Origin of the sequence: Sphingomonas sinipercae, assembly GCF_011302055.1 — a bacterium.
Lineage (GTDB): Bacteria > Pseudomonadota > Alphaproteobacteria > Sphingomonadales > Sphingomonadaceae > Sphingomicrobium > Sphingomicrobium sinipercae.
The window spans coordinates 1,534,577-1,559,552 of the sequence record NZ_CP049871.1 but is presented as its reverse complement, the minus strand read 5'-3'; the positions used below and the strand labels follow the sequence as shown (position 1 = coordinate 1,559,552).

The 24,976-nt window shown below is 65.3% G+C and carries 27 protein-coding genes and 1 tRNA gene; 15 read left to right on the top strand and 13 right to left on the bottom strand.

Features of this window, described 5'->3' with window-relative positions; genetic code table 11:
* The first annotated feature begins 4 nt into the window (after window positions 1–4).
* The 8 genes from paaA to G7078_RS08075 all read left to right on the top strand — a co-directional run bounded on the left by paaA (window position 5) and on the right by G7078_RS08075 (window position 8,778).
* Window positions 5–985 carry a 1,2-phenylacetyl-CoA epoxidase subunit PaaA gene (gene paaA, locus G7078_RS08110; protein WP_166094877.1) on the top strand — a complete coding sequence of 327 codons (981 nt, stop codon included), beginning with the start codon at window positions 5–7 and terminating at the stop codon, window positions 983–985.
* Entirely contained in the window at window positions 982–1,266 is a 285-nt protein-coding gene (gene paaB, locus G7078_RS08105) for a 1,2-phenylacetyl-CoA epoxidase subunit PaaB (protein WP_166094874.1), read from the top strand. The genes paaA and paaB overlap by 4 nt, the downstream gene beginning before the upstream one ends.
* On the top strand, window positions 1,266–2,111 hold the full coding sequence (paaC, locus tag G7078_RS08100) for a 1,2-phenylacetyl-CoA epoxidase subunit PaaC (protein ID WP_166094872.1): 846 nt from the start codon (window positions 1,266–1,268) through the stop codon (window positions 2,109–2,111). The genes paaB and paaC overlap by 1 nt, the downstream gene beginning before the upstream one ends.
* A 2-nt stretch (window positions 2,112–2,113) precedes the next feature.
* A complete protein-coding gene (locus G7078_RS08095; RefSeq protein WP_166094870.1) occupies window positions 2,114–3,187 on the top strand; it encodes a 2Fe-2S iron-sulfur cluster-binding protein in 1,074 nt (357 codons plus the stop codon).
* A gap of 38 nt (window positions 3,188–3,225) precedes the next feature.
* Window positions 3,226–4,425, top strand: a complete 1,200-nt coding sequence (locus tag G7078_RS08090; protein WP_166094868.1) for an amino acid aminotransferase — start codon at window positions 3,226–3,228, stop codon at window positions 4,423–4,425.
* Window positions 4,418–6,463 carry an alpha-ketoacid dehydrogenase subunit alpha/beta gene (locus tag G7078_RS08085; RefSeq protein WP_166094866.1) on the top strand — a complete coding sequence of 682 codons (2,046 nt, stop codon included), beginning with the start codon at window positions 4,418–4,420 and terminating at the stop codon, window positions 6,461–6,463. The genes G7078_RS08090 and G7078_RS08085 overlap by 8 nt, the downstream gene beginning before the upstream one ends.
* A gap of 11 nt (window positions 6,464–6,474) precedes the next feature.
* Complete coding sequence (locus tag G7078_RS08080; protein WP_246166546.1) at window positions 6,475–7,662, top strand: dihydrolipoamide acetyltransferase family protein; 1,188 nt, start codon at window positions 6,475–6,477, stop codon at window positions 7,660–7,662.
* Between the two features lie 66 nt (window positions 7,663–7,728).
* Entirely contained in the window at window positions 7,729–8,778 is a 1,050-nt protein-coding gene (locus G7078_RS08075; RefSeq protein ID WP_166094864.1) for an AI-2E family transporter, read from the top strand.
* Between the two features lie 16 nt (window positions 8,779–8,794).
* Here the strand turns inward: G7078_RS08075 and G7078_RS08070 are convergent, their stop codons facing one another.
* The 3 genes from G7078_RS08070 to G7078_RS08060 form a co-directional block, all read right to left on the bottom strand.
* Window positions 8,795–10,525: a cytochrome c biogenesis protein DipZ gene (locus G7078_RS08070; protein WP_166094863.1), complete on the bottom strand. Its 1,731-nt coding sequence runs from the start codon at window positions 10,523–10,525 to the stop codon at window positions 8,795–8,797.
* A gap of 63 nt (window positions 10,526–10,588) precedes the next feature.
* Window positions 10,589–10,665, bottom strand: a tRNA-Arg gene (locus G7078_RS08065).
* A gap of 12 nt (window positions 10,666–10,677) precedes the next feature.
* On the bottom strand, window positions 10,678–11,658 hold the full coding sequence (locus G7078_RS08060) for an alpha/beta hydrolase (protein ID WP_246166313.1): 981 nt from the start codon (window positions 11,656–11,658) through the stop codon (window positions 10,678–10,680).
* 110 nt (window positions 11,659–11,768) lie between these two features.
* Between G7078_RS08060 and phaR the strand changes: the two genes are divergently transcribed.
* The gene (phaR, locus tag G7078_RS08055; RefSeq protein WP_166094858.1) at window positions 11,769–12,272 is read left to right on the top strand and encodes a polyhydroxyalkanoate synthesis repressor PhaR; all 504 of its coding nucleotides are present in this window, start codon (window positions 11,769–11,771) and stop codon (window positions 12,270–12,272) included.
* Window positions 12,269–12,757 (top strand): OmpH/Skp family outer membrane protein, encoded by a 489-nt coding sequence (locus tag G7078_RS08050; RefSeq protein ID WP_166094856.1) that lies wholly within the window; start codon window positions 12,269–12,271, stop codon window positions 12,755–12,757. Before phaR ends, G7078_RS08050 begins: the two co-directional genes overlap by 4 nt.
* Window positions 12,758–13,089: 332 nt before the next feature.
* On the opposite strand, the gene G7078_RS08045 is transcribed toward G7078_RS08050, so the two are convergent.
* Together G7078_RS08045 and G7078_RS08040 are read right to left on the bottom strand one after the other, a co-directional pair.
* On the bottom strand, window positions 13,090–13,689 hold the full coding sequence (locus G7078_RS08045) for a hypothetical protein (RefSeq protein ID WP_166094853.1): 600 nt from the start codon (window positions 13,687–13,689) through the stop codon (window positions 13,090–13,092).
* 61 nt (window positions 13,690–13,750) lie between these two features.
* A complete protein-coding gene (locus tag G7078_RS08040; protein ID WP_166094851.1) occupies window positions 13,751–15,532 on the bottom strand; it encodes an ABC transporter transmembrane domain-containing protein in 1,782 nt (593 codons plus the stop codon).
* Between the two features lie 128 nt (window positions 15,533–15,660).
* Here G7078_RS08040 and G7078_RS08035 point away from each other — a divergent pair, with 128 nt between their 5' ends.
* Window positions 15,661–16,890, top strand: coding sequence for a polyhydroxyalkanoate depolymerase (locus G7078_RS08035; protein ID WP_166096280.1), 1,230 nt, complete (start codon window positions 15,661–15,663; stop codon window positions 16,888–16,890).
* A 227-nt stretch (window positions 16,891–17,117) separates the two neighbouring features.
* Here the strand turns inward: G7078_RS08035 and G7078_RS08030 are convergent, their stop codons facing one another.
* Window positions 17,118–17,366, bottom strand: coding sequence for a hypothetical protein (locus tag G7078_RS08030; RefSeq protein ID WP_166094849.1), 249 nt, complete (start codon window positions 17,364–17,366; stop codon window positions 17,118–17,120).
* Window positions 17,367–17,414: 48 nt separating this feature from the next.
* On the bottom strand, window positions 17,415–18,017 hold the full coding sequence (locus G7078_RS08025) for a DUF4126 domain-containing protein (protein WP_166094847.1): 603 nt from the start codon (window positions 18,015–18,017) through the stop codon (window positions 17,415–17,417).
* A gap of 96 nt (window positions 18,018–18,113) precedes the next feature.
* Between G7078_RS08025 and G7078_RS08020 the strand changes: the two genes are divergently transcribed.
* A complete protein-coding gene (locus tag G7078_RS08020; RefSeq protein WP_166094844.1) occupies window positions 18,114–18,827 on the top strand; it encodes a head GIN domain-containing protein in 714 nt (237 codons plus the stop codon).
* 4 nt (window positions 18,828–18,831) lie between these two features.
* On the opposite strand, the gene G7078_RS08015 is transcribed toward G7078_RS08020, so the two are convergent.
* The 4 genes from G7078_RS08015 to G7078_RS08000 are packed head-to-tail and all read right to left on the bottom strand — an operon-like array spanning window position 18,832 to window position 22,645.
* The gene (locus G7078_RS08015; protein WP_166094842.1) at window positions 18,832–20,013 is read right to left on the bottom strand and encodes an acetyl-CoA C-acyltransferase; all 1,182 of its coding nucleotides are present in this window, start codon (window positions 20,011–20,013) and stop codon (window positions 18,832–18,834) included.
* 10 nt (window positions 20,014–20,023) lie between these two features.
* Complete coding sequence (locus G7078_RS08010) at window positions 20,024–20,479, bottom strand: MaoC family dehydratase (RefSeq protein WP_166094840.1); 456 nt, start codon at window positions 20,477–20,479, stop codon at window positions 20,024–20,026.
* On the bottom strand, window positions 20,479–21,582 hold the full coding sequence (locus tag G7078_RS08005; RefSeq protein WP_166094838.1) for a mechanosensitive ion channel family protein: 1,104 nt from the start codon (window positions 21,580–21,582) through the stop codon (window positions 20,479–20,481). Before G7078_RS08005 ends, G7078_RS08010 begins: the two co-directional genes overlap by 1 nt.
* 34 nt (window positions 21,583–21,616) lie before the next feature.
* Window positions 21,617–22,645: a DNA topoisomerase IB gene (locus tag G7078_RS08000; protein ID WP_166094836.1), complete on the bottom strand. Its 1,029-nt coding sequence runs from the start codon at window positions 22,643–22,645 to the stop codon at window positions 21,617–21,619.
* 127 nt (window positions 22,646–22,772) lie between these two features.
* On the opposite strand from G7078_RS08000, the gene G7078_RS07995 reads away from it, so the two are divergent.
* Window positions 22,773–23,192 carry a hypothetical protein gene (locus tag G7078_RS07995; protein WP_166094834.1) on the top strand — a complete coding sequence of 140 codons (420 nt, stop codon included), beginning with the start codon at window positions 22,773–22,775 and terminating at the stop codon, window positions 23,190–23,192.
* Here G7078_RS07995 and G7078_RS07990 read toward each other — a convergent pair.
* Window positions 23,189–23,524 carry a hypothetical protein gene (locus G7078_RS07990; RefSeq protein WP_166094831.1) on the bottom strand — a complete coding sequence of 112 codons (336 nt, stop codon included), beginning with the start codon at window positions 23,522–23,524 and terminating at the stop codon, window positions 23,189–23,191. The genes G7078_RS07995 and G7078_RS07990 overlap by 4 nt on opposite strands.
* 268 nt (window positions 23,525–23,792) lie before the next feature.
* Between G7078_RS07990 and G7078_RS07985 the strand changes: the two genes are divergently transcribed.
* Window positions 23,793–24,440, top strand: coding sequence for a S24 family peptidase (locus G7078_RS07985; RefSeq protein ID WP_166094829.1), 648 nt, complete (start codon window positions 23,793–23,795; stop codon window positions 24,438–24,440).
* A 3-nt stretch (window positions 24,441–24,443) separates the two neighbouring features.
* On the opposite strand, the gene G7078_RS07980 is transcribed toward G7078_RS07985, so the two are convergent.
* Entirely contained in the window at window positions 24,444–24,632 is a 189-nt protein-coding gene (locus tag G7078_RS07980) for a hypothetical protein (RefSeq protein ID WP_166094827.1), read from the bottom strand.
* A gap of 89 nt (window positions 24,633–24,721) precedes the next feature.
* Between G7078_RS07980 and G7078_RS07975 the strand changes: the two genes are divergently transcribed.
* Window positions 24,722–24,931, top strand: a complete 210-nt coding sequence (locus G7078_RS07975) for a hypothetical protein (protein WP_166094825.1) — start codon at window positions 24,722–24,724, stop codon at window positions 24,929–24,931.
* Window positions 24,932–24,976 lie beyond the last annotated feature (45 nt).

Here is a 24,976-nt window from a genome sequence, read left to right as displayed (position 1 = left end):
GGTTATGTACACAACCGAATTGCAGAAGAGCACTACTATCCAGTCGCTCGAGGATCCCAAGCTGGTCGCGGCCTTCGAGGCGCGGGTTGCGGCCGATGAGTTCATCGAGCCGAAGGACTGGATGCCGGAGGCCTATCGGCGAACGCTGACGCGGCAGATTTCGCAGCATGCGCATAGCGAAATCGTCGGCATGCTGCCGGAAGGCAATTGGATCGGCCGGGCGCCGACGTTGCGCCGCAAGGCGATCCTGCTGGCCAAGGTTCAGGACGAAGCCGGTCACGGGCTTTACCTTTACTGCGCGGCGGAAACGCTGGGTGTCAGCCGCGACGCGCTGACCGAGGCGCTGCTTGACGGCAAGGCCAAGTACAGCACGATCTTCAACTATCCGACGCTGACCTGGGCCGACATCGGCGCGATCGGCTGGCTGGTCGACGGCGCCGCGATCATGAACCAGGTGCCGCTGCAGCGGACCAGTTACGGTCCGTACGCCCGCGCGATGGTTCGCGTGTGCAAGGAAGAAAGCTTCCACCAGCGCCAGGGCTACGAGATCATGATCGCGCTCGCCAACGGCACGGCCGAGCAGAAGCGCATGGCGCAGGATGCGCTCAACCGCTGGTGGTGGCCGTCGCTGATGATGTTCGGTCCGCCGGACGAGAACAGCCCCAACACCGAGCAGTCGATGCGTTGGCGGATCAAGCGCGAAACCAATGACGAGCTTCGCCAGAAGTTCGTCGACATCACTGTGCCCCAGGCGGAGTTCCTAAACCTGACGATCCCCGATCCCGACCTGAAGTGGAACGAGGGCAAGCAGGCCTACGACTATGGCGAAATCGACTGGGACGAGTTTTACGCGGTGGTGAAGGGCGAAGGCCCGGTCGCCAAGGAGCGGATGAAGGCGCGCCGTGATGCCTGGGAGGAGGGCTCCTGGGTCCGCGAAGCGGCCGATGCCCATGAAGCCAAGCGCCGCGAAAGGAAGGCTGCGTGAGTGGCGACTGGCCGCTCTGGGAGGTCTTCGTCCGCAGCAAGGGTGGCCTTTCGCATCGTCACGTTGGCAGCGTTCATGCTCCTGACGCGCAGCTCGCGCTCCGGCACGCGCGCGACACCTACACGCGGCGCATGGAAGGGGTGAGCCTGTGGATCGTGCCGTCGGCCGAGATCGTCGCATCCGACCCTGACGAGGCCGGCGAATTGTTCGAACCCGCCGCCGACAAGATCTACCGCCACCCGACCTTTTACGAGATCCCGGACGAGGTTAAGCACATCTGATGCCGTCACTGCCGCCGATCCGGCCCGAGGACGAGGCTGTGGCGGAGCGCGCGCGCCCGCACGGCGCGTTCGACCAGCCCGACCTCGACCAGCACCAGTCCGCGCGCTTCGACTATCTCCTGCGGCTGGGCGACGATGCGCTGATCCTCGGCCAGCGGCTGAGCGAATGGTGCGGCCACGCGCCCGCGCTCGAAGTCGACCTCAGCCTCGCCAACCTCGCGCTCGACCTGGTCGGGCAGGCGACGCTGGCGCTCAACGAAGCCGGAACGTGCGAAGGCAAGGGGCGCGACGGCGATGCCCTGGCGTTTCATCGTGACGTGCTCGATTTCAAGAATTGCCTGCTCGTCGAGCAGCCGAACGGCGACTTCGCGCAGACCATCGCCCGGCAACTTCTCTATTCGACCTGGCAGCATATGCTGCTGCAAGGGCTGTGCGGTTCGTCGGACCGGTTCGTTAGCGAGTTCGCGGCCAAGTCGGTCAAGGAAGTCGCTTACCACCGCGAACTCGCGTCGGAATGGGCGGTTCGGCTTGGCGACGGGACCGAGGAGAGCGCGCGACGAATGGCAGCCGGGCTCGACTGGTGCTGGCGCTTCGTCCCCGAACTGTTCGAGGTCGACGACACGCTCAGCCGACTGATCGAACGCGGCGTCGCGGTCGACCCCAAAGCGTTCGAAGGCGCCTATCGCGAAGCGATCGGCAAGGTGCTTGCCGATGCCCGGCTTGAAGTTCCAGCCGACCAGCGCCCGATCCTCGGCGGCCGGCGCGGCCACCACAGCGAGCATCTCGGGCACTTGCTTGCGCCGATGCAGTTTCTTCAGCGCACCTACCCCGACGCGACCTGGTAAGCATGAGCAACCAGTTTCATTCGCTTCGTGTCGCGGAAGTGATTGCGGAGACCGCGGAAGCCAATTCCATCCGCTTCGAAATCCCGCCCGAACTTCGCGGTGCTTTCGCCTTCTCGGCCGGCCAGCATCTGACGTTGCGGGCCGACATCGGCGGCGAGGACGTTCGCCGGAACTACTCCCTTTGCACCGCGCCGCACGAGCAGGACTGGAAAGTTACGGTCAAGCGGATCGCCGGCGGCCTATTTTCGAACTGGATCGGCGACAATTTGCGCGCGGGCGACACGCTGGACGTCATGACTCCGCACGGCAGCTTCACGACCGATTTCGATGCGGGTCGGAAGCGCCATCTGGTCGGTATTGCCGGGGGTTCCGGGATCACGCCCGTCATGTCGCTGTTGCGCACGACCCTGGCCGAGGAGCCCGACAGCCGGTTCACCCTGTTGTACGGAAATCGCGACAGCGCTTCGATCATCTTTCTCGACGCGCTTGCCGACCTCAAGGATCGCTATCTTGGACGGCTCGAAATCTTTCACTTCCTGGCGGAGGAAGAAGGGGATTTCGACTTGTTCAACGGCATGCTCGACCGCGCCCGTTGCGATGAAGCGATCGAACTGCTGATCGGCGACCCGGCCAGCGTCGACGGCTGGTTCATCTGCGGCCCCGGGCCGATGATGGATTCGGCGGAAAGCGCCTTGGTCGACCGCGGAATCGCCCGCGAGCGAATCCACATCGAGCGCTTCACGGCAGACCGCCCGCCGGAATCGCTGGCCCGGGAAATGGCCGAGCTGCAAAGCAAGGCGGCGGGGATCGAAATGTCGGTCACGCTGGACGGCCGCACCCGGCGCGTACAGTTTTCGCAAGCCAACATCCTCGACAGCGCCCGAGCCTCCGGCCTGCCCGCGCCGTTCGCCTGCAAGGCGGGCGTCTGCGCGACCTGCCGAGCGAAGGTTACCGGCGGCAAGGTCGAGATGGCCGCACGCTACGGGCTCACCGACGAGGAAGTGGCCGCCGGCTACGTCCTGACCTGCCAGTCGGTGCCGGCGGGCGAGGGCGTCTCGATCGATTACGACGCCTAGCATTTTGCGCCGCTAGAGCTTTGCGCTAAGCCGCCCGAATGCTGACCCGCACCGATGAAATGGCGAGAAGCCTCGCCGATCTCCAGCCTGTCGCCAGCGATTCGCTGCTGCAACTGATCGCGCTGTGCAATGCCGATCCGCGGCCGGAGAAGATCGACGTCGGCGTCGGCGTGTTCCGCGACGGGCAAGGCAATACGCCCATCCTGAAGGTGATGAAGGAAGCCGAGCGCAGGCTCCTCGAAACACAGGAGACCAAGGCGTATCTCGGCAGCGCCGGCGACAAGAGGTTCGCCGAGCTTCTGCGCCCCGTCCTGCTTGGCGAACATGCCGACGACGACCGGATCGCGGGGGTGCAGACGCCCGGCGGCTGCGGCGCGCTTCGGCTGGGCTTCGAACTGATTGCAAACGCCAATCCGAAGGCGCGCGTGCTGGTCGGCACCCCGACCTGGCCCAACCATCCGCCGATCATTCGCGGCGTTGATCTCGAGATCGTCGAATATCCTTATTACGAGCGGGGCCAGGGCTCGATCCGGTTCGACGCGATGGCGGACGCGCTCTCGCGGGCCGAGCCCGGCGATGTCGCCCTGCTTCACGGCTGCTGTCACAACCCGACCGGCGCCGATCTGGATGAAGACCAGTGGCGGCGGGTGGTCGCAATCGTCGCCGAGCGCGGCCTGATCCCGCTGATCGACATTGCGTACCAGGGCTTCGGCCGCGGGCTCGACGAAGACGCGTTCGGCGTGCGGCTGATGTTGTCGACCTGCGACGAAGTCATCGTTGCGCAAAGCTGCGACAAGAACTTCAGCGTGTATCGCGATCGTGTCGGTTCGCTGTGGGTGAAGACGGCAAGCGCGGATACGACGGCAACCGCCATGGGACATGTTTTCCAGCTTGCCCGTGAAATGTGGTCGATGCCGCCCGATCACGGTGCCGCGGCGGTACGGATCATCCTCGACGACTCAGGCTTGCGCGAGCGCTGGCTGGTCGAGCTTGCGGCGATGCGCGACCGGATCAATTCGGTGCGGACGAAGATTGCCGCGGCCGATCCCCGGCTGGCCTTTATCGGCCGGCAATTCGGCATGTTCTCGATGCTGCCGCTGTCGACCGGGCAGGTGCTCAAGCTGCGCGAGGACAAAGCGATCTACATGGCAGACAGCGGACGCTTCAATGTCGTCGGCATGTCCGACGATCAGGTCGACACTTTTATTGCCGCCGTCGTGGAGGCGATGAATGGCTGAGGCCGACGCCGCCCGACTGACCGGAACGGCGGTCGATTGGCGGCGCATCGTGCGGCTTGTCCTGACCAGCCGCGAAATGGACCGGATCGAGGAGCAGGAGCTCGTTCCGGAAAAGAAGGTCCTGTATCAATTCTCGGCGCGCGGCCACGACATGGCCCAGGTCATGCTGGGCCTGCACCTGAAGGATGGCGACGCGGCCTGCGGCTATTACCGTTCGCGGCCGCTGCTGCTGGCCCTGGGCGTGCAGCTGGTCGAGGCGCTCGGGTCGGGCATGGGGCTGGCCGGCGGCTATTCGAACGGCCGCGATATCGGCGTCGTGTTCAACTATCCAAACCCAGGCGGCGCGCACGCCTTACCCATGTGCGGCGGCGTCGGCGCGCAATATACGCCGGCGGCCGGCTGGGCGCAGGCCATCGCTTACAAGAACAAGGTCCTGGGTGAAGGCCCGGACGATGCGATCGCACTGGTGCTTGGGGGCGACGCAAGCTGCGCCACCGGCGGCTTCTGGTCGGCGCTGACGATTGCAACGACCCAGCAACTGCCGCTGCTCATCTATATCGAGGACAATGGCTACGGCATCTCCGTGCCTTCGGAATATCAAACTCCGGGCAAGGACATCGCCGCCAACCTGGCCAGCTTCCGCGGCCTGACCATCTTCAACGGTGACGGTACCGAGCCAGACCAGGCGGGACAGTTGATCGAGGACGCGGTCCGCTTCGTTCGCGAGCAACGGGCGCCGGCGCTGCTCCGGCTGACCGTGCCGCGGCTGGAGGGGCATAGCGCGCAGGACACCCAAACCTACAAGAGCGAGGAAGAGATTGCGTCGGAATGGTCGCGCGATCCCTTGCCGAAGCTGAAGGCGCATTCGGGCCTGTCGGACCGCGACTGGAGCGAGATCGAGCGCGAGGTCGCGGCCGAAGTCGCGGCTGCCGTCGCCGAAGCGCAGGTTAGGGGCGTTTCAAATCCGGCCGATGTCACCGACCATGTCTTTTTCGACGGGCAGATGCAGGCGGTCGGTGGCGGCGCCGGCCTCGCCGTCGACAACAGCAGCAGCGAGCCTCGCCCCGAAGGCCAGCGGATCAACATGGTCACGGCCATCCGCAAGACTTTGGAGCAGGAGATTGAAGCCAACCCCAAGGTCCTGGTGTTCGGGGAGGACGTCGGGCCCAAGGGCGGCGTCCACGCGGTGACGCTTGGCCTTCAGGCGAAATTCGGCCTGGAGCGGGTGTTCGACACCTCGTTGAACGAGGAGGGCATTGTCGGCCGTGCGGTCGGGATGGCGCTGGCCGGGCTGATGCCGGTACCGGAAATCCAGTTCCGCAAATATGCGGAGCCGGCGACCGAGCAGATCCACGATTGCGGGACGATGCGCTGGCGCACCAACAACCGCTTCGCGGCCCCGATGGTGTTGCGGGTGCCGGGCGGTTTCTTCAAGTGCGGCGACCCGTGGCACAGCATGACCAACGAGGTCGAATTCGTCCACAACCCGGGCTGGAAGGTTGCAGTGCCGTCCAACGCGGAGGATGCGGTCGGCCTGCTGCGCAGCAGCCTGCGCGGCAACGATCCGGTGATTTTCTTCGAACATCGGGCGATGCTGGACGACAGCTGGGCCCGGCGGCCATGGCCGGGCGACGAGTACGTCCTGGAATTCGGCCGTGCGAAGAAGACACGCGAGGGCGGCAGGATCACCATCGTCACCTGGGGTGCGATGGTGCCGCGCTGCGAGGCCGCGGCGGAGGGGATCGAAGCCGACGTCATCGACTTGCGGACGCTGATGCCGTGGGATCGCGAGATGGTCCTTGAAAGTGTCCGCCGCACCCGCCGCTGCCTGATCGTCCACGAAGACCTGCGCACCGGCGGCTTCGGCGCGGAGATCGCCGCCGTTGTCGCGGACGAGGCGTTCCTCGACCTGGACGCGCCGGTCGCGCGGGTGACGATGCCGGACATTCCAAGCCCGCATCATCCGAAATTGCTGGAATGGGCAGTGCCGTCGGTCGAGCGCATCCGCGCCGAGATCGACCGGCTGGTGGGGTTCTGACGTTGATCGAAGTGCGCGTTCCCGATGAGCAGGAGGGCACCAAGGCAGTCGTCCGTGCCTGGCTGAAAAAGGTCGGCGAGACGGTCGCGAAGAACGACCCGCTGGTCGAGCTGGAAACCGACAAGGTCACCCAGGAAGTGCCGGCTCCGGCAGCGGGGGTGCTGAGCGAAATCCTGCTCGATACCGATGCCGAGGCGGTGCCGGGGGCGCTGTTGGGACGAATCACGGACGCTTCCCCGGCGCAGGCCGGGGCTGAAGAGGCGAAGCCTTCGTCTGCAAATTCCGAGAAAGCGGCTGACGCCGCTCCTGGGCCCCGGGCTGCGCCGGGGAACGCGGAAGCACGCCTCTCTCCCTCAGTCCGGCGCGCCTGCCTGCAGCACGGGATCGACGCTAGCCGCATCCCGGGCACCGGCCGCAACGGCCGTGTCACGCGCGAAGATGTCGACAAGGCGATCGCGTCGGCGACTGTCGTCAGTGTCGGCGCGCCTTCGACCGCGCAGCCGCGCCATTTCGCGGGCACGGACATCCCCCACGACCGGATGCGGCGGACGATCGCCGACAACATGGCGCGGGCGGTTGCGGACCAGCCGCATGTCACCGCCGTCTTCGAAGCCGATTTCAGCGCGATCGCCGCACACAAGGCCGCGCTTGCCGCGCGCGGCACGAAGCTCAGTTACACCGCCTACATCGTCAAGGCCGCGGCCGAAGCGATGGCGGTCGCTCCGGCGATCAATGGCCGTTGGGAAGAGGATCGGATCGCAATTTCGCCGACCATCGACGTCGGGGTCGGCACCGCGCTTGGCGAAAAAGGGCTGGTCGTCCCGGTGGTCAAGGACGCCGGCGCACTGTCGCTCGAGCAAATCGGCGCGAAGCTCGACGATCTGACCCGGCGGGCGCGGGAAGGGCGGCTGGATCGCGCCGACGTGTCGGGCGGCAGCTTCACCATTTCCAATCACGGCGTGTCCGGATCGCTGCTGGCCGCGCCGATCATCCTTCATCAGGGGCAGGCGGCCATCCTTGGCATCGGCAAGCTGCAAAAGCGCGTGGTCGTGCGCGAAGTCGGCGGCCAGGATGCGATCCAGGTGCGGCCGATGGCCTATGTGACGCTGACCATCGACCATCGCGTCGTCGATGGGCACCAGACCAACGCCTGGTTATCGCGCTTCGTCGAAACCCTCGAAAACTGGCCGCAGGCATAAGCATTCCCGCTGGCCGAGCGCGGCGTCGCTACGGAACCGTTACAAGCGTTGCGCGCTTCACCGGGCGTGAGCGGAACAACCCCTGCGACCGATGAGCGACGTTTCGTCCGTCGCGCGCTGATCGTCATTGCCCTCGGGGCGCTGACGTTCGTGCTGTGGAAGCTGCGTGCGGTTCTGCTGATGCTGTTCGGCGCGGTCGTGGTGGCAGCGATCGTCCGCGCCCTTGCCGACCCGCTCAACCGCTTCGCGCGCATTCCCAACGGGATTGCGGTGGCCTTGTCCGCACTCTTCATCTTCGGCGTGGCCGGCGGTTCGTTCTGGCTGATGGGATCGGAAATCACCGCCCAGTGGAATGTTTTGACCGAACGGTTGCCGCAATCGCTCGGCACGTTGAAGGCGTGGATCGAGGACCTTGGGCTGGGTGCCCAATTGAGCAATTGGCAAACCGCATTGAGCAGCGGCGACGGGATCATGTCGACCGCGAGCACCTTCGTCAGTTCGCTCGCCAATGCCGGCGCCAACCTGCTGATCGTCATCTTCGGCGGGATCTACATCGCCGCCGAGCCGAAATTCTATCGCACCGGGCTGGTCAAGCTGGTTCCCCAAGGCAAGCGCGCGATGATTTCCGAAGCGCTTCTGGAGTCGGAGCGAGCGCTTCGCCTTTGGCTCAAAGGGCAATTGATCGCGATGCTGGTCATCGGCCTGATGACCGGGGTCGGCCTGTGGCTGATCGGCGTCCCGTCGCCGCTCGTCCTTGGCATTTTCGCGGGACTCCTGGAGTTCGTGCCGTTCGCCGGGCCGATCATCGCCGCGGTCCCGGGCATCCTGATCGCGCTGACCCAAAGCACCGATCTCGCGCTGTGGGCGATCGGCGTTTACATCTTCGTCCAGCAGTCGGAAGCGTACCTGATCCAGCCGCTAATCCAGCAGTATGCCGTCGAGCTGCCGGCGGTGCTGCTGCTGTTCTCGCTGCTCGCCTTCGGGGTGCTTTTCGGCACGATCGGGATCGTGCTGGCCGCGCCGCTCGCCGTTGTCACTTATGTGATGGTCAAGCGCCTGTACGTGATCCAGACCCTGGACACGCCGACGCCAATCCCGGGCGAAAAGCAGACCTGATCGGCCCGGGTTTCGGTCAGCCGAAGGTGAAGGCGAATGCGCTAACCCCTGGATCGAGGAATTCGATGGTGAAGGTTCGCTCCCGCACGTCGCCGTCCTGTCGAACCAGCTGATACAGCCGTTCCTCGCGGACAACCCCGGTACCGTCGCCTGCGACATCGCTGCCGGCATCGCTGCCGGGCGCCTGCCCATCGAGCAGGACACGGAAGCGGACCGGCTTGCCGCCGGGCCCCGGCCCGAGCACCAGGTGCAGGTCGCGTGCGTGGAAGCGGAAGCTGATATTGCCGCCCGGCTGTTCAAGACGCGCGGATTGCGGCGACACTAGCCACCGGCCGGCCAGTCCCCACTGGTTAAGCGCCAGCCGTTGCGGCAGCACGTAGGCCTTGGGCTTGTCCTTGAGCATTCCGCCGGCCGAGACGAAATTCGCCGCCCGCCCGTAACCGACATAGGTCTCCCGCGACTTGAGCGCCTCGTAGGCTGCCGCGGCTTCCGCGCCGTCCCCGTTGACGTCCGCCATGCCGCCAGTGGGCGCGCGCCCGGCTTCGGCGAGCAACTGGCGGATGACCCGTTCCGACTGCTCGTAATTGCCTTCGCCGAAGTGATGGTAGCGAACCCGGCCCTGGGCATCGACGAAGTAATGCGCTGGCCAGTAGCGGTTGTTGAACGCGCGCCAGAGCTTGAACTCATTATCGAGGGCGACCGGGTAAGTAATCCCGAAGTCGGCGACGGCCTTCTTCACGTTGGCAAGCTGCCGCTCGAAGGCGAATTCCGGTGCGTGCACGCCGATGACCACCAGCCCATCGTCTTTGTAGCGTTGGTGCCAGGCGCGAACGTAGGGGATGGAGCGGATGCAGTTGATGCAGCTGTACGTCCAAAAGTCGATCACCACGACCTTGCCCTTGAGCTGTTCGCGCGTGAGCGGCGGAGAATTGATCCACGGGCCGATGCCGTCGAGCGACGGCAACTGGCCTTCGACCGGGAGAACGAGCTTCCCGCCGCTCGACTGGGTAGCGGTGGTCTGATCCATGCTCTCGATGCCCAGGCGCTTCGCCAGACCGGTCTCAAGGCTGGAAGTCTGCCCGCTCGACAGACTTGCGAGGACGCGCGTGTCGAGGCCGAGCGCAATCGCCGCGACGCCGATAAGCACGAGGACGCCAAGCACTTTCTTGACGATTTCGCCGGTGCCGATCGAACGCTTCATCCGGGCGAAGATCTTGCCGCCTGCGAGCAGCGCGAGCGCGAGCGAGGTTGCTGCGCCCAGCGCGTAGGCAAGAAGCAGCAAAGTGGTATTCGCGCCGGCGCCCTGAAGCGCCGCGGTCGTGAAGATGATGCCAAGGATCGGGCCGGCGCACGGAGCCCAGAGCAGGCCGGTGGCGACGCCGAGCAACAATGAGGAGCTGATGCTGCCATGGTTGCCGCTGCGCTCGGTCAGCCGCGACCCCCAGGCGACCAGCGGCCGGGTCATGCGGTCGGACAGGGACGGGAAGATTAGTGCGATTCCGAACAGCGCAAGCAGGGCGAGCGCCAGCCAGCGCCCGATTTCATTGGCTCGAACGGCCCAGCCGCCGCCGACCGCCGCGAGCGTCGCCACCAAGGCGAAGGTCAGCGCCATGCCGGCGAGCAGGGGCAGACCGCTGCGAATGAAGGGCTGGTCGCTGCGCGCGAACACGAAGGGAAGCACCGGCAGGATGCACGGGCTGAGAATGGTCAGGACCCCGCCAAGATAGGCGAGCAGCGCAATCAGCATGGACAGAAGCCTTTGACGGGAGCGATCTGGTCCCACCCCCGCAATGAACGCCGGCTGACGCGGTGGCGCACCCAAGAGGATTCGAACCTCTGGCCTCTGCCTTCGGAGGGCAGCGCTCTATCCAGCTGAGCTATGGGTGCTTGGGCGCCGACTTAGCGATGCTCGCCGCAGGCGGCAAGGAAGTCGTTGAGTAGCGCGTGGAGCTGGCCTCGCGCCGACCCCACCACCATTCCGACATGGCCTGCGGCAAGCTCTCGCCGTTGGCCGGCGGGGGCGGATCCCGCCGGCACGATGAGGTCCCGGCCGGCGCTGACGTGAAGCGCCGGGCACGGCAGGCGGTCGGTCATCGCCTTGCCCGCCACTTGCCAAAGGCCGGACCCGGGAAGGTCGGCTGCGAAAAAGCCCTGGATCAATTCCTGTGCGGCGGACGCCGGCAGCGGCTCACCCTGGTTGGCCCAATCCTCGAGGGTGAGGAACCGACGCTCCTCGTCGCTGCCCGGTTCGAGGGCGGCCAGCCGCGCAAACTTGGCTACGGTACGTTCGGGGTCGAGCGACCAGAAAGCCCCTTGCAGGACTTCCATCGGCAGGGCGCCCAACTGCGCTGCGGTCGCTTCGGCGCTGCTCCAGAGGCTCGCAAGCTGCTTGCGCGCGCTCTCGGGATAGGCGGAAAAGTACCACGGGGCCGCCACCGTTGCGACGCTGCTAACCGGGACCAATTGCGCAGCGGCGATCGCCATCGTCCCGCCAAGGCAATAGCCGACGACCGATGCTTTCCCCGCCAGGTCGGCGAGCAACGGGACGAGCAATTGCTCGACGTGGTCGGCGACATTGAGGTCGCGCCGCTCGGCTGCCGGTCCCCAGTCGAACAGCAGCACGGCCCGGCCGTCGCCGACGAGCGCATCGGCGAGGGAAACTTCGCGGTCGAGGTCGAGGATTTCGGGCGGGTTGATCAGCGAGGGGACGAGCACCACCGGCCGCCCGCTGCCGCCGCAATCCCGAAGGCTGGCGGGACCGGCCTGGGCGATGATCGGCCGCTGTCTCGGCTGGCTGGCTCGGTCGGCCTGCTCGTACCGATGCAGCCCTTTGAGCGCCTCGGCGGCGAGCTCCGGCCGGTCGCGCGACACCAGCCGCACGAGTTCAAGGAATAGCGGGAGGGGGCGCGGCGCGCGCGGCCGGGAAGGGCTTTGTTGCACCGCACTATCCACGAGTGGTAGGCTCTTCCTTCGGTTGTCCGGAGCAGTTCATGGCCAAGCCTAGCGTCAAAGTGACGATCAAGAAGTACGCGAACCGGCGGCTTTATGACACCGAAAGCTCCGCTTACATCACGCTCGACCGGCTGGCCGAACTCGTTCGTGAGGGCCGCGAGTTCGAAGTCGTCGATGCCAAGACCGGCGAAGACATCACCCGGCAAGTGCTGACCCAAATCATCGTCGACGAGGAAGCGCGCGGGTCGACCATGTTGCCGGTCAATTTCCTGAAGCAGTTGATCGGCCTGTACGGCAATTCGATGCAGGGCGTCGTTCCGCAATATCTCGAATCGGCGATGGACGCGTTCAAGCGGAACCAGAAGGCGATTACCGACGCCTTTGCCGGCAATGCGTTCGCCGACCTTGCCAAGCGCAACGCCGAAATGTTCGGCGGCCTTGGCGGGATGAGCGCTGGCGGCGGGGCATCGGATAAGGAACTTGAAGAATTGCGCGCGGAACTGGCCGCGCTGCAGCAGAAGGTCGATCGACTGTCCAAATGAAGCGTGCCCTAGTGATCCTTGCGGCCGCGATGCTGCTTCCTTCCACCGCCGCCGTGGCCCAGGTCGCGCCGGCCAGCGCGCCCGCCGGCGTCGTCAACGTCGACAGCCTGTCGCCGATTGGCGGGACCTGGACGTTCCGCAACTTTCCCGGCGGCAGCGAAGCGGCTTTCCGCGACGCTTCCGGCGCGCAGCCGTTCCTGATTCGCTGCAACCGGCCGACCCGGGTCGTGACCTTGGTCAGAACTGGCGTTCCCGCCGCCGCGCCCTTCATGTTCGTGTCGACCAGTTCCGCGGCGCGGCCGGTGGCGGCGCGTTTTGACCTTCCGTCGAGGACGTTGAGCGCCGATGTCGCCGCGAGAGATCCGTTGCTCGACGCGATTGCGTTCACCCGCGGTCGGTTTGCTACTTCGGCGACGGGCGCGCCGCTAATCGTCTTTCCAGCCTGGCCGGAACCGTCGCGCGTGATTGAGGAATGCCGAACTTAGGCTCGCACCGGCCAGTCGGCGGCAGCGCGAAGTCGAAGAAGATCGTCCAAACGCATTTGCATTACAAGACTTGTTCTTATGGCGTCGGCGATTCAATCTCACCGCAGCTTCAACGCAGCGAAAGGAGGTGATCCGATGTCTCATGGTTCAGCAGAGAGGTCGTCGGAAAGGGGTGTCTGTAAGCCGTAATCGGCTGGCAGACGGCCGCACCTTCGGCCGCTGACCATGTTCGAGGGGATCGTCGGCAACGGCGGTCCCCTTAAACTTGTCCCCTACATGCCAAAGGCCATGGTTTTCGCTGGCCCAACGGAACTCTCATTAGTTTCATGTGTCTAACGATATGATCCAAACAGGGAGGTTTGCGTGGCAAAATCAACCAGCCGGAAGTCATCGTCGACGAAACGGAAGTCAGGCGGCTCGGCCGCGAAGTCGAGCGGCTCCTCGCGCTCCAGCAGCTCCAGCGAATCCACCGTCGACAAGCTAGCCAAGGCGGCGATGAGCAAGGAAATGCTCGCTGCCGGCCTCGCCGCAGCAGCAGCGGCAATCAGCGCCAGCCCGAGCGCCCGCAAGAAAATTCGCGACGCCGGCCTCGACGCGGCGGACAGCGCTTCGTCGGCAGCAAGCTCCGTCATGTCCAGCGCGACCCGCTTGGGCTCGCTGATTGCCGAAGCGGTCGCCGATGCGGCGCAGCGGATGATGAGCGGAAAATGGGCCAGCGGCGACGACTCGTCGGGCGGCGGCACGTCGCGCTCGAGCGGAACCGCGTCGCGGTCCACGAGCAGCGCGCGCAAGAGTGCGGGCACGGCCAAGAAGCCGGGCACGGCCGCTCGCGCGTCGAGTGCCGGCGCGAAGGCCTCCAAAAGCGCGGCAAGCCCGTCGCGGAGTTCCGGGACGCGCGCGAAAAGCACGACTACGCGGGCCCGTCGAAGCACCGGTTCTGCGCGCAAGCCGAGCGGCCCCAAAGGGTCCGGCGGAAGCGCCAGCTAGGGTCGATTAAGCAGCTTGGCCGGCGAACTGCAGCCGCGCCAAGCTCGCGTACAGGCCGCCCTGCGCGTTGAGCGAGGCATGCGTGCCTTCCTCGACGATCCGGCCGCCGTCCATGACGATGATCCGATCCGCCGCGCGCGTCGTTGCCAGCCGGTGCGCGATCACCACGGTCGTCCGTGTCTTCATCAGCCGCTCAAGCGCTTCCTGAACCAATTGCTCGCTGTGAGCGTCGAGCGCCGAAGTCGCCTCGTCGAGCAGGAGCAGGGGCGCATCGAGGAGCAAGGCGCGGGCGATGACGATGCGCTGCCGCTGCCCGCCGGACAGTCGCGCGCCGCCTTCGCCGAGGAAGGTGTCGTAGCCGTCGGACAGTTGGTCGAGGAATTCGTGCGCGTTGGCCGACTTAGCCGCTTCGATGATCTCGGCATCCGTGGCGTCCCAACGGCCGTAGCGGATGTTGTCGCGGGCCGAGGCGGCGAAGATGATCGTTTCTTGCGGAACCAGCGCAATTCGGCTGCGCAATTCCGTCGGGCTCGCGTCGCGAAGGTCGACGCCATCAAGGGTGACCTGCCCTTCCTGCGGATCGTAGAAGCGTAGCGCCAGCTGGAACAACGTCGACTTTCCCGCACCGGACGGGCCGACGACCGCAACCGTCTCGCCCGGCCGGATCGACAGGGTGAGGTTGTGCAAAGCCTTGTCTTCGGGGCGCGTCGGATAGCGGAAGGTGACGTCGTCGAAGGCAAGCGCGCCGCGCCCCGGGATCGGCAGGGGCCGCGGCGTTTCCGGTGCGCGAATCTCCGGCCGGGCCTCGATCAGTTCCTGGATACGCCCGGCCGCACCGGAGCCGCGCAACAGGTCGCCATAGACTTCGGTCAGCGCCCCGAAGGCGCCGCCGACCAGCACCCCGGTGAAGACGAAGGCAGCGATCGCGCCCCCGGTCATTCGACCCGCGGCGACGTCGGTCGCGCCTTCCCAAAGGATCAGAACGATGGCGCTGAAGACGAGCGCGATGACCGTGAACGTCATGACCGCACGCAGCAGGAAGCGCCGGCGCGCAATTCCGAAGGCGAGCTCCACGGTATCGCTGAAGCGGTGAAGCTCGCGCTCTTCCTGCCTGAAGGCCTGGACGACCTTCATCGCGCCGAGCGTCTCCGAAACCGTCGACCCGACATCGGCGATGCGATCCTGCGATGAGCGGCTGAGCGCACGAATTCGCCGGCCGAACAGGACGACCGGCCCGAAGATCAGCGGAATCCCAACCAGCAGCATGCCGGCAAGCTTGGGCGACAGCGCGAAGAGGTAGATGATCCCGCCCACGCCGGTCGCGATATTGCGCAGCGCAAAGGAGACGCTGGATCCGACGACCTGCTCGAGCAGGGTGGTATCGGCGGTCAGGCGCGAGGCGATCTCCGAAGGGCGGTTCTCTTCGAAGAAGCGGGGCGGCAGCGTGAGCAGGTTGCGCTGCACCTTGATGCGCAGGTCGGCGACCGTGCGCTCGCCGATCCAGGACACGAAATAAAAGCGCATGGCGGTCGCGATGGCCAGCACGATCACGATCATCAGCAGGTAATGGAAGGCCTCGCCGACGCTCGCGGAATTGGCGCCGGCGCTGCCGAAGCCGCGATCGATGACTCGCTTGAACCCATAAGGGATCGCCAGCGTCGCGGCCGATGACAGGCACAGGAAGAATAATGCGGCGGCGATGCGCTGCGGGTACCGGCCGGCAGCACGCCAAACGAGCATCAGATTACCGATATTGCCTCGCGGCTTCTCGTCCTTCGCTTGGGCCATGGCCGCGCCCTAGCAGTGCCGCTGCCCAGGCTCAATTCAGGCAAGCCGCTGTTGCAGTGCAGCATGACGCTTGCGCTGGCACAAAATGGCGGTCACATCTGTTGATGGGCGAGAGGACACACAGCCGAATGCTTTACGACGCTTATGAAATGCAGCGCTCGCTGCTTGCCGGAGCAAGCAAGTGGGCGGGGATGAGCGCCGGCTGGCTCAACAATCCGTCAAACCCGCTCTCTTATGCTTCGACCAGCCCGCTGATCGCCGCGAGCCTGGATGTTTTCGCACATGCAGCAGCAACGCGCGGCAAGCCCGAATTCGGCCTGGCCTCGACCAAGGTCGCGGGCCGCAAGGTCGCGGTGCATGAGGAGATTGTCCTGCGCAAGGCATTCGGCCAGCTCAAGCATTTCGCCCGCGAGGGCGTCGAAGACGGGCCGCCGCTGCTGATCGTCGCGCCTATGTCCGGCCACTTCGCGACCCTGCTTCGGGGCACTGTCGAGCGCATGCTGCCGCGGCACGACGTTTACATCACCGATTGGCGCGACGCGAAGCTGGTGCCGCAGGACGAAGGATCGTTCGATCTCGACGACTATGTCGATTATTTGATCGAGTTCCTGGAGCTGATCGGGGAACGGACCGGGCAACGGCCGCACATGATCGCGGTTTGCCAGCCTTCCGTCCCGGCTTTCGCCGCGACCGCGCTGATGGCGGCTGACAAGAACAAGTGGCGGCCCCGGACGCTGACGATGATGGGCGGGCCGATCGATACGCGGGAAGCGCCGACGGCGGTCAACACGCTGGCGACCGAACGGCCGCTGGGCTGGTTCGAAAACAACGTCGTCGCATCGGTGCCGCTTTATTACCCGGGCGGGGGCCGCAAGGTTTACCCTGGCTTCCTGCAGCTGGCCGGGTTCATGACCATGAACCTTGGCGGGCACCTCGTCAGCCACTGGGAAATGTTCAAGCACCTCGTGGCCGGCGACGAGGAAAGCGCCGACGCGACCAAGGCATTTTACGACGAATATCGATCGGTCGCCGACATGACGGCGGAATTCTACCTGCAGACGGTCGACGTCGTGTTCAAGCGGCACCTGCTTCCGCGCGGCAAGTTGACCCATCGCGGCCGCAAGGTCGATCCGACGGCCATTCGCGATACCGCGCTGCTGGCAATCGAAGGCGAGCGCGACGACATCTCTGGGCTTGGGCAAACCAAGGCGGCGCTTGGGCTGGCGACGAAACTGCCCGCCGCGGACAAGCAATATTATATGGCGGAGAAGGTCGGCCATTACGGCATCTTCAATGGCCGCCGCTGGCGCGACAAGATCGCCCCGGTGGTCGACGACTGGATCGCAAGCCACCGCTAACGTCTTGATCGGCTTGAAATAAGCAGCCCGGTCACCACATTTCTGCTGGTTGTAAACAAGCGAAAGGAGGTGGTCTGATGTCTCATTGTCCAATGCCGAACGTGGCCCAGGTGAGCGCAGCCTCCGCGGAGGTTTCTGCTTAACGCCAGACCACCCTGGCTAGGCAATGGAAAGGCCGTCCGGGCGACCGGGCGGCCTTTTTTTTGCGGCAGCGCCTCGCGGGATGTTCAATCCGCGTTGGCGATCGCTTCCTCGACCATTCGCGCCCAGGTCTCCACGTCGCCGACGCCGGCCATCTGCTGGTCGGGTTCGCGCATCGTGTGGAGCACGGCGATGGCCTGATTGACATGCTCCGGCCAGACCTTGTCGATCTTCTCCGCGGCGGACGGGTCGCTGCCTTGCGCATTGCTGCTGTGCGCCTCGGCGGCGAGCACGCGTGCAATCCGTTCAACCAATGGCTTTTCTGATGTCGGCATTGTTCCGCTCTCCTCTATGCCATGACAACACGCGTCGAGCGATGCGGTTCAACGCGGCGCGCGGGGTGCCGGTGCGGGCAGGAGCCGCTTGAGCAGTCGCCTGGCGGCAAGCGCAAGCCAAAGCGAAAGGATCACCAGTATCGCCGCGATCGCCGCTGCCGCGATCGGGTAGCTGACCGCCAGCGCGAACAACCCCCCGGTCGCAACGTCTTCGGCGGTTGAAACCACTACGTTGGATACCGGCTCGGGACTGGCATTGACGACCGTCCTCGCCCCGGCCTTGCCGACATGGGCGATCAAGGCGCCGCCTCCGCCGAGGAGGAAGCTCGCGACCTGCCAGGCCGGGTTGCCCGCGTCGACGATCGCGAGCGCGAGCAAGGCGCCGCCAAGCGGGCGCACCAGGCTGTGAATCCCATCCCAGGCGCTATCGACCCAGGCGATCTTGTCGGCAAAGAATTCCGCAATCGCACCGGCACCGGCGATCCCGATCACCCAATTGCTGGCGAGGACGTCCAAGGCGTCGAGCTGCTCCGGCGAGCCGATCCAGCCGAACTGCATCGCCAGGCCGGTGGCGAAAGTGACCAGATAAAGCCGCCAGCCGGCAAGCAGGCTGACGGAGGAGGCGAGGGCGACAAGTTCGACAGCGCTCATGCCCGTTCGCTTACCACGATCCGCCGTTCGTCGAAAAACCATTCGCCTATTTGCGCGCATAAGCTACAAATGTAGCGAATCGAACAGGAGGTCGTTATGACTCATCGCCACACGCTGATTTTCTTCGCCGCCGCCGGGCTCACCTCCGCGGCATTGCTGCTGCCGACGTCCGGACTGCTCGCGCAGAACTGGACCACAGTCACCAATGACCGGTACCCGATCGTGACCGGCAGCGGCCGTGTGGTCCAGCAGGTGCGGCCGGTTTCCGCGTACCAGCGGGTTGAGACAGCAGGCTCTGCCGATGTTCAAATTCGGTTCGGCCCGCGGCCATCGCTGATGATCGCGGCTGACGACAACATCCTGCCATTGCTGACGACTCAGGTGCGCAACGGCACCCTGCACCTGGGCAACCGCGGTTCCTTCCGGATGCGTGGGCCGATCCGCGTTTGGATTACGACGCCCAGCCTCGATTCATTCGAATCGTCGGGCAGCGGACAGGTGACGATCAACGGCGTCAACAATCGGCGGCTGGCGCTGACCTTCAATGGGTCGGGCGGTGTCCAGGCCACCGGCCGCACGGGCAACCTGTCGCTGGACATTCACGGATCGGGCAGGGCCGCGCTCGCCGGCCTGGTCGCGCAGAACGCGAAGGTCGGACTTTACGGCAGCGGCGACGCCACGGTCCGCACTCCCGGAACCCTCGACGCGCAGGTCTTCGGCTCCGGCACCATCCGTTATGTCGGCCGTCCGTCGAACCTTCGGCAGCAGCGGTTTGGAAGCGGGCGCATCATCCCCGCCAACCGCGGCTAGGGAGCTATAGGACCTCGAACAGGCCGGCGGCACCCATGCCGCCGCCGACGCACATCGTGACGACGATATGCTTCACGCCGCGCCGCTTGCCCTCGATGAGCGCGTGCCCGGTCATCCGCGCACCGCTCATTCCATAGGGGTGGCCGATCGAGATTGAGCCGCCGTCGACGTTGAGCCGGTCCTCGGGAATGCCGAGCTGGTCGGCGCTGTAGAGCACCTGCACCGCGAACGCCTCGTTGAGTTCCCACAGGCCAATGTCGTCGACCTTCAGGTCGAAGCGGTCGAGCAACTTGCGCACCGCATCGATCGGGCCGATCCCCATCTCGTCGGGCTCGGTCCCGGCGACCGCCATCCCGACGTAGCGGCCCATTGGCGCGATCCCGCGGCGCTGGGCTTCGCCTGCTTCCATCAGGATGCACGCAGAGCTTCCGTCGGACAGTTGGCTGGCATTGCCGGCGGTGATCGACGTGTCGGGGCCAAGCACGGGGTTGAGCGCTTTCAGGCCTTCGATCGTCGTATCGGCGCGATTGCCCTCGTCCTTGGACAGGGTGATTTCCTTCTGGGAGACGGCGCCCGTCACCTTGTCCTTGACCATCATCGTCGTCGTGACCGGCACGATCTCGTCGTCGAAGCGGCCCTCGGCCTGCGCCACGGCGGTGCGCTGCTGGCTCTTGAGCGCATATTCGTCCTGGCGTTCGCGCGCGATCCCGTAACGCTGGGCGACGGTCTCCGCGGTCTGAAGCATCGGCATGTAGACATGCTTGTGCATCGCGACGAGCGAGGGGTCGGGCGCGATCCGCATTTCGGGGGTCTGCACCATCGAAATGCTGTCCTGGCCACCAGCGGCGACAACCTGCATCCGGTCGGTGATGATCTGCTTGGCGGCGGTGGCGATCGCCATCAGGCCGGACGAACACTGGCGGTCGATCGTCATTCCCGACACGCCCACCGGGCAACCGGCACGAAGCGCGACCATGCGGCCGATATTGCCGAACTGCGTGCCTTGCGTGAGCACCGCGCCCCACACGACGTCGTCGATTTCGCCCGCGTCGATCCCCGCGCGTTCAATTGCCGGCTTCAGCGAGAAGCTGCCGAGCGTCGGTCCCGGAGTCGCGTTGAAGGCGCCCTTGTAGGCACGGCCGATCGGCGTTCGGGCGGTCGAGACGATTACGGCGTCGCGGGGCATTTTGGTCTCCTCAGGTGGCCAGCAGGGTCAGCCAGATAGCCGACAGAGCGGGTTTGTCTTCGCCTTCTATCTCGACAGTGACGGCATGTCGCAAAAGTATTTGGCCGGGCGCGCGCTCCGCGATATTTTCCAGCGTGAAGCGGCCGCGCACGCGTTTGCCGGCGTGGACCGGGCCGAGGAAACGGACTCGCTCGAGCCCGTAATTGACCGCCATCTTCAACGTATCAGGCACCAGCATCACGTCCGCCGCCATCCGGGACAGCAGCGACAAGGACAGGAAGCCATGAGCGATGGTGCCGCCGAACGGTGTCTGCGCAGCGGTCGCTGGATCGACGTGGATGAACTGCCGGTCTTCGGTCGCGTCGGCGAAGGCGTCGATGCGCTGCTGGTCGACAACGATCCAGCCGGAGACGCCGACCTCGCGGCCGATCATCGCCCGGATGTCCTCGGCCGGCGCAATCGGCATCAGGACTGGGCCGGCGGGGTTGCGTAGGGCATCACCAGCGTGCCGTCCGGCGCCGCGGTGAACGTCGTCTGCGTCGGGTAAGCGAATTCGATCCGATCGCCCGCGAAGGCTTCGATGATCGCCATCATGATCGCGGTCCGGTGCGCGCCGATAATGTTGGGGTCGAGGCTGGCGACATCGTAGACTAGTTCATGGTCGAGGCTCGACGGACCGAAGCCGGTCATTACGCAACGCACGAAGGTGCACCCGGGCTCGGCGGCGACGCAGCTTTCGGCAATCTCGCGCAGGCGCCGCAACTGGTCGGCGCCGGTTTGATAAACGACCCCGAAGTTGAGCGTATTGCGGCGGGAAAGACCCTCCGCCAGGTTGCGGATCTCCTGATCCAGCAGCTTGGTGTTCGACATCACCAATTGCTCGCCCGAAAGCGCGCGCATCCGGGTGGTCTTCAGCCCGATCCTTTCGACTGTCCCGGTGCTGCCACCGTAACTGATCGTGTCACCGCGGCGGAATGGCCGGTCGAACAGGATTGCCAGAGCGGCGAACAGGTCGGCGAAGATGCCCTGTGCCGCCAGGCCGATGGCGATGCCGCCGATCCCGAGGCCTGCAACCAGCGCGGTGACGTTGACGCCCAGATTGTCGAGGATGACAATCCCGGCCACTGCGAACAGCGCGACGCTGACCAGCACGCGAACGACCGTCCGGGCATTGCCGAGCGTGCTTTCGCCCGGATCGTCGCCAATCTGCCGCCCGATGATCCCCATGATCAATTCACGGACCCAGGCGGCCGTCTGCAGCGCGGCGACGATGATGAAGGCGATATCGACCAGTCGCCCGACGCGGGAAGGAGGTGCGGTGTAGCTGGCCACGATGTCGAGCGCGGTCACGACCATGAACAACAGGCTGGTCTTGGCCAGGACTCGGCCGATCACCGATCGCCAGGTGCGGCAATGCGGGTCGTTGGCGATGATCCGATGCCCGACACTTCGCAGCATCAGCATCAGCGCGACAAGGGCCAGTGCGACCGCCAGCCCGATCAACAATTCCGTGCTGTTCTGCGACAGCCAGGCCGCGGTCCTGCCCGGCCAGGTGATGCGCTCATTCATGGCATCGGGTCATGACCGCAGGAGCGAATGGAAATCAAGCAGCCGCCGGTTGGGATTGTCTTGTGACCTTCCGCTTCCGGCGCTTCCCGCTGCGCGCGAGAAAGTCGAGCAGGCCAACTTCAGCACTCGATAGCCGCTTGCGCGCGGCCGGCGCACCCTGGCCGTTAAGCGGGTCGCGTGGATCGTCCTTCAATGCCTCGAGCAACTGCGGATGGACGTAGCTCTTGCGGCTGATCGCTGCCGTGTTGCCAAGCGCCTCGGCCACCGGCTCGATCACGGTCTTCAGGCTGATCCGGGCGTTCTCGACCTTCTCCAGCATCTGTTCGAAGGCGATGACGCTCGCGCCCCAGGTGCGGAAGTGCTTGGCGGTGAAATCGCCGCCAGTGGCGCGCTTGATGTAATCGTTGACGTCGCCCGACGCGATCGGCCGCGGCTCGCCGTCGTCGTCGAGATATTGGAATAGCATTTGGCCGGGCAGGTCCTGGCAATGCTTGCAGATCCGCTTGAGCCGGCTGTCTGTGATCCGCACTTCGTGGGCGATCCCGTGCTTGCCGGTGAAGCGCATCATCAGCGCGCTGCCTTTGCGGCGAAGGTGGCGGTTGCGAAGCGTCGTCGCCCCGAAGCTCTTGTTGGTCCGGGCATATTGTTCGTTGCCGATCCGGATGTGCTCGGTATCGAGGAGCCTGACCACAGCGGCCAGCACCGTATCGCGGTCGAGCTTGCGCCGCTTCAAATCCTGTTCGACACGGCGGCGAAGGCGCGGAAGCTTCTTCCCGAAATCCAGCAACCCATCATATTTCGCTTGCTCGCGCTTTTCGCGAAAGAGCGGGTGGTATCGATATTGCTTGCGTCCGCGCGCGTCGACGCCGGTGGCCTGCAGATGGCCGTTGGGTTTGGCGCAGAACCATGCCTGTTCGTAAGCGGGGGGAAGGGCGATCGCGTTTAACCGATCGATCTCTTCGCGATCGGTGATCCGCTTCCCGTCCGCGTCGAAATAGGCCCAGTACCGGCCCATCCGCTTGCGCGTGATGCCTGGCTCCGTGTCGCTGCTATGCCGGAGCATTACGCCCCCGATCCTTGTGTCATGGCAGGCTAAGCGAGCGGCGGGGACGCCGGTTCCTGCGGCGCACTGACCCAATGTCGAGTTTTGGCTAACGGTCTGGCAAGGTTTGCGGCCTAGCGATGGCTCCATGATCCGGAAGCTGTTCCACCTCCTCTTCGATCTGGTCGCCGCAGGCTCGCTTGGAGCGGCCGTGTGGTACGCGCTTTCGAGCGTCGTTCACCTGTCGCCGATGTACGCCATCGCTGGCGGCGCCGCCGTCGCCATTCGAATCGCCGCCGGGCTGCTGCGGCTCCCGCGCGACGTACGCAAGATGACGCCCTTTGCGCTGGCGCCGCTCGAATTCGCGCAGGAGGAGGAAGCGCTGCTCCTCGACAGGCCGATTGAAATCCAGCCGGGCTCCCGCGTGGTGCGCCTGCTGCATGCGATCCCGAGCCCCGGTGAACTTCACGAGACGATCGAGCGGCACCTGCAGGCGGCGCGGCCCAAGGCCGATGACGCTGAAAAGCTCAGCGATGCCATTGCCCAGCTGCGGCGCGCGATCCGTTAGTCCGTCGCCACCGTCAACGCTTCAATTTCAAGCCAGATGGACCCGTCGGCGTCGCGGCGAGGTTCGTCGCGCACGGCGATGTCGGCCACGAGATGCCCTGGGATGTGAAACTCGGCCTCGCTCAACTCGCGGGTGAGGTCCGCTTCAACCGCGCCGGCATCGGGCCCGCTGATGCGAAGCGCGAACGAATGACGTTCGCCGACGAAGGTGAGCGATTGCCAGTCCGTCGAGCGGAATTCGGTAAGCAAAACCCTATCGCGATTCACGTTGGCGCGGGCGAGTAAGGCACGGAGCAACCCTGCGGCCGCCGGCGAAAGAGCGAGCCGCATCATCGGCCCATCTCCAGGTAGCGGCGCACGCGTGCGATGGTCTGCGGGCGCGGCTCCCGTCCATTACGGAGATCAAAAACAAAGCGCGGATCACCAACGACTTCGCGACCGAATCGTGTAGGCGCGATCTCCGTCGCGCGAAGAAACTTCTCGACTTCCCTAAGCAAAAACACTCTTCATTCCCCAGCTCAAATCGACTCGGCTGCCCATCCATTCCCAACGCATTTCCTACTTGTCTAGGCGGTTTCCTATAATTAAACATGAGAGAACCATGAACAGTGACGCACGCGCAGTGCTTGAACGCCTCTGCCTCGAACGCGGCGAGGATTTTGCCGGTCTCTCGCGGATGTTGGGGCGAAATCCCGCTTATATTCAGCAGTTTGTCCGGCGCGGCGTGCCGAAGAAGCTAAAGGAGGCGGAGCGGCGCAAGCTCGCGCGCTACTTCTCCATTCCCGAGTCGATGCTCGGCGGTCCCGACCTGCCGGACGAAGTGGCTTCCGGCCTGGTTGCTGTCCGCCGGACGCTTGTGCAGGCATCGGCAGGACCAGGCGCGATCCCGGCCAGTGAGACTTCGCGCCCGTACTTCGCGTTCGACGAAAGGTGGCTGCGCGCGTTGAGCGCGTCCAACACCGGCCAGTTGTCGATCATTCGAGTCGAGGGCGATTCGATGGCGCCGACGCTCAATGCCGGCGACGACATCCTCGTCGATGCGGGCGATTGCGCGGAGCGGCTGCGGGACGGAATCTACGTCCTTCGTGCCGACGACGTGCTGGTGGTCAAGCGGCTTGCGATTCATCCGGCCGGCCGCCGCGTGACGGTTCAGTCTGACAACCCCGCTTATCCCGATTGGCCGGATTGCGCGCTGGACGACATCCACTGCATCGGTCGCGTCATCTGGGTGGGCCGCAAGCTTGGCTGAGGCTTAGCGCCGGCGGTCGACCAGCCAGACGATGACGGCGATGACGATTCCGGCGCCAGTGCCAAGGATGACCCCGCGAATCGCATCGCCGGTCGCCAGCCCCGCCAGGAAACCCAACAGGATCGCGACCATCAAAAGGCAGCCGCCGGCGATTGGAGTGCGTTGCATGACGGCGGCTGTGTCCGAAGCCATCGCTCGACTCAAGCGAAAGCGGATGGTCAACGGTGCGTTGACGATGCTTGTGTGCAGAAGCGAAACCGGGCCGCGGTTAAGCACGCACCATGCTTGTCGCCTTTATCTCCGGGCGCCCCGCGCTCAACGACGCTGCCGAGCTCATTCGGGCATTTGGCGACGACGCAGCGCTCGAGGCCGCGGCCCGGGCGGAACGCAGCCGCGACAACGACAATCTGATTGGCTTTTGCCACTGGCGGCAGATCGAGCGGGTGATTGTCAGCCTCGCGTGCGACGAAGTGGTCGGGACCATTCACTAAAAGTCCTCATTGGTCTGGCGCGGTTCAGGTCGCGCCACTAGTCTG

What these genes read in the sequence shown, in the direction of transcription:
- paaA (WP_166094877.1), top strand. Translation starts at nt 5, where the DNA reads ATGTACACAACCGAATTGCAGAAGAGCACTACTATCCAGTCGCTCGAG.
- paaC (WP_166094872.1), top strand. Translation starts at nt 1,266, where the DNA reads ATGCCGTCACTGCCGCCGATCCGGCCCGAGGACGAGGCTGTGGCGGAG.
- G7078_RS08095 (WP_166094870.1), top strand. Translation starts at nt 2,114, where the DNA reads ATGAGCAACCAGTTTCATTCGCTTCGTGTCGCGGAAGTGATTGCGGAG.
- G7078_RS08090 (WP_166094868.1), top strand. Translation starts at nt 3,226, where the DNA reads ATGCTGACCCGCACCGATGAAATGGCGAGAAGCCTCGCCGATCTCCAG.
- G7078_RS08085 (WP_166094866.1), top strand. Translation starts at nt 4,418, where the DNA reads ATGGCTGAGGCCGACGCCGCCCGACTGACCGGAACGGCGGTCGATTGG.
- G7078_RS08070 (WP_166094863.1), bottom strand. Translation starts at nt 10,525, where the DNA reads ATGCTGATTGCGCTGCTCGCCTATCTTGGCGGGGTCCTGACCATTCTC.
- phaR (WP_166094858.1), top strand. Translation starts at nt 11,769, where the DNA reads ATGGCCAAGCCTAGCGTCAAAGTGACGATCAAGAAGTACGCGAACCGG.
- G7078_RS08050 (WP_166094856.1), top strand. Translation starts at nt 12,269, where the DNA reads ATGAAGCGTGCCCTAGTGATCCTTGCGGCCGCGATGCTGCTTCCTTCC.
- G7078_RS08040 (WP_166094851.1), bottom strand. Translation starts at nt 15,532, where the DNA reads ATGGCCCAAGCGAAGGACGAGAAGCCGCGAGGCAATATCGGTAATCTG.
- G7078_RS08035 (WP_166096280.1), top strand. Translation starts at nt 15,661, where the DNA reads ATGCTTTACGACGCTTATGAAATGCAGCGCTCGCTGCTTGCCGGAGCA.
- G7078_RS08030 (WP_166094849.1), bottom strand. Translation starts at nt 17,366, where the DNA reads ATGCCGACATCAGAAAAGCCATTGGTTGAACGGATTGCACGCGTGCTC.
- G7078_RS08025 (WP_166094847.1), bottom strand. Translation starts at nt 18,017, where the DNA reads ATGAGCGCTGTCGAACTTGTCGCCCTCGCCTCCTCCGTCAGCCTGCTT.
- G7078_RS08020 (WP_166094844.1), top strand. Translation starts at nt 18,114, where the DNA reads ATGACTCATCGCCACACGCTGATTTTCTTCGCCGCCGCCGGGCTCACC.
- G7078_RS08015 (WP_166094842.1), bottom strand. Translation starts at nt 20,013, where the DNA reads ATGCCCCGCGACGCCGTAATCGTCTCGACCGCCCGAACGCCGATCGGC.
- G7078_RS08010 (WP_166094840.1), bottom strand. Translation starts at nt 20,479, where the DNA reads ATGCCGATTGCGCCGGCCGAGGACATCCGGGCGATGATCGGCCGCGAG.
- G7078_RS08005 (WP_166094838.1), bottom strand. Translation starts at nt 21,582, where the DNA reads ATGAATGAGCGCATCACCTGGCCGGGCAGGACCGCGGCCTGGCTGTCG.
- G7078_RS08000 (WP_166094836.1), bottom strand. Translation starts at nt 22,645, where the DNA reads ATGCTCCGGCATAGCAGCGACACGGAGCCAGGCATCACGCGCAAGCGG.
- G7078_RS07995 (WP_166094834.1), top strand. Translation starts at nt 22,773, where the DNA reads ATGATCCGGAAGCTGTTCCACCTCCTCTTCGATCTGGTCGCCGCAGGC.
- G7078_RS07990 (WP_166094831.1), bottom strand. Translation starts at nt 23,524, where the DNA reads ATGATGCGGCTCGCTCTTTCGCCGGCGGCCGCAGGGTTGCTCCGTGCC.
- G7078_RS07985 (WP_166094829.1), top strand. Translation starts at nt 23,793, where the DNA reads ATGAACAGTGACGCACGCGCAGTGCTTGAACGCCTCTGCCTCGAACGC.
- G7078_RS07980 (WP_166094827.1), bottom strand. Translation starts at nt 24,632, where the DNA reads ATGGCTTCGGACACAGCCGCCGTCATGCAACGCACTCCAATCGCCGGC.
- G7078_RS07975 (WP_166094825.1), top strand. Translation starts at nt 24,722, where the DNA reads ATGCTTGTCGCCTTTATCTCCGGGCGCCCCGCGCTCAACGACGCTGCC.